We start from the raw sequence: 1864 nt of genomic DNA, 5'->3' as shown, positions 1-1864 counted from the left end.
CGAGGTGCTCAGGGCCATCGCCCGTATCCACGCCTCACTGCTCCGGACCTGACCCAGGAACACGGCCGCCCTCCCCATGATCCGAGGTCGAATTGAGTCTCGAACTGGATCGCTCACCTGGGCATTCGCCGGACAAGGGGGCGGCCTTCGTCTGATCATGTGCTCCGACCAAGGTGCACCGATCAAGATGAAGGCCGTGAGGGTGAGTCTCCTGCCTGACACTGGTTCCGGGGAAGTGTTCGCGATGGCGTCATGCTTCCGGGAGGACCTGTTCGGCTGCCTGACCGTGCGCGGGGACGAGTTGTTCGAGCTTACCGACGCGTTGCTGTGTGCCGACGGCCCGGTGAGGACGCCGGTGGATCTGACGCTGGTGGCCGAGCACCGGCGCGGGCACGGTGCCCTGTACGACGCGCTGAACAACGGGAACGTCGATGTGCCGAGGCTGCGGCAGGTCCTGGCCGGCCTGCCGATGCCGCGGGCCGCCGACGGGCGCCTGGTCCTCGCAGTAGACGTCAGCCACTGGCTCCGCCCCGACGCCCCGACCAGTCCGGAGCGTCTTTTCTGTCACGTCTACGGACGTAGCGGCCGGTCCTCGGACCAGCTCATACCCGGCTGGCCCTACTCCTTCGTCGCCGCACTCGAATCCGGCCGCACCTCCTGGTGCCAGCTCCTGGACACCGTCCGCCTCGGCCCCAAGGACGACGTCGCCGAAGCCACCGCCGTCCAGGTCCGCCGAGTCGTGGTCGACCTGATCGAGATGGGCCGCTGGCACACCGGCGACCGCGACATCCTGATCGTGTTCGACGCCGGATACGACGCGCCGCGTATGGCTCACCTCCTCGCCGGGCTGCCGGTCGAGGTCCTCGGTCGGATGCGTGCGGACCGGGTCATGCGCCGCCCGGCGCCCTCTCGCGAGGAGTACTACCGGGCCCACCCCCGCGGTGGCCACCCGCCCAGGCACGGCAAGGAGTTCCACTTCGCCAAGCCCGGGACCTGGGGCGACCCGGACGCGGCGACCGCGCAGGTCACCGACCGGTACGGAACCGCCCAGGCAGCCGCCTGGGACCGCATCCACCCGAGGCTGACCACCCGCTCCGCGTGGATCGACCACACAGGACCCCTGCTGGTCATCGAGGGCACCCTCATCCGCCTCCAGGTCGACCGCCACCCCGGCGGCGGAGACCCGCTGCCGGGGAGGCGGTGGTCGTCCGCCACCGGCCTGACCGGCGAAGACATCGACGTACGATGGCAGGCCTTCCTGCGAAGGTTCGACCTGGAACACACCTTCCGGCTCATGAAACAGACCCTCGGCTGGACCCGCCCCAAGCTCCGCACTCCCCAGGCAGGCGACCGCTGGACATGGATCGTCATCGCGGCCCACACCCAACTCCGCCTCCTCCGCCAGGCCGCCGCTGACCTCCGCCGTCCCTGGGAAAAGCCCGCCGAGCCCGGCCGGCTCACCCCGGCCCGCGTCCGCCGCGGGTTCAGGAACCTCCGGCCGTACCTTGCCTGTCCCGCCCGTGCACCGAAACCCTCCACACCCGGTCCTGGACGGCCGCCCGGCTCGAAGAACAGACGGCCCGCCACCCACTACGACGTGGGTAAAACCGTGAAACGACCAGAAAGCATCACCGAACGAAACCGACCCGGACCATAAAAGACAAGATCAGAAGCCGTCCCGCTTCCCCTGCGGGATGTCACTCACCGTGACAAGGCCGGAGGCCGAGGTGCATCCCGCCATTTGGGGAGTTCGGTCCGTGGGCGCCCCCGGCTGGCCCCGCGCCGGGGAAATATAATGAACCCGAGTACTCCGACCCCTCACCGCCGCGCCGCCCCCCCCCCCAGGGTCTGATAAACAACAGAC

Annotated in this window: 1 protein-coding gene; it reads left to right on the top strand. The window is 69.3% G+C overall.

Translation table 11 applies throughout. From position 1 onward, the window contains the following. Nucleotides 1-187 precede the first annotated feature (187 nt). On the top strand, nt 188-1657 hold the full coding sequence (locus ACFXAZ_RS39385) for an NF041680 family putative transposase (protein WP_384601858.1): 1470 nt from the start codon (nt 188-190) through the stop codon (nt 1655-1657). The last annotated feature ends 207 nt before the right edge of the window (nt 1658-1864 follow it).

The organism is Streptomyces sp. NPDC059477 (assembly GCF_042749375.1).
Taxonomy (GTDB): domain Bacteria; phylum Actinomycetota; class Actinomycetes; order Streptomycetales; family Streptomycetaceae; genus Streptomyces.
This window is presented reverse-complemented; position numbering and strand designations above follow the sequence as displayed.

What these genes read in the sequence shown, in the direction of transcription:
- ACFXAZ_RS39385 (WP_384601858.1), top strand. Translation starts at nt 188, where the DNA reads ATGAAGGCCGTGAGGGTGAGTCTCCTGCCTGACACTGGTTCCGGGGAA.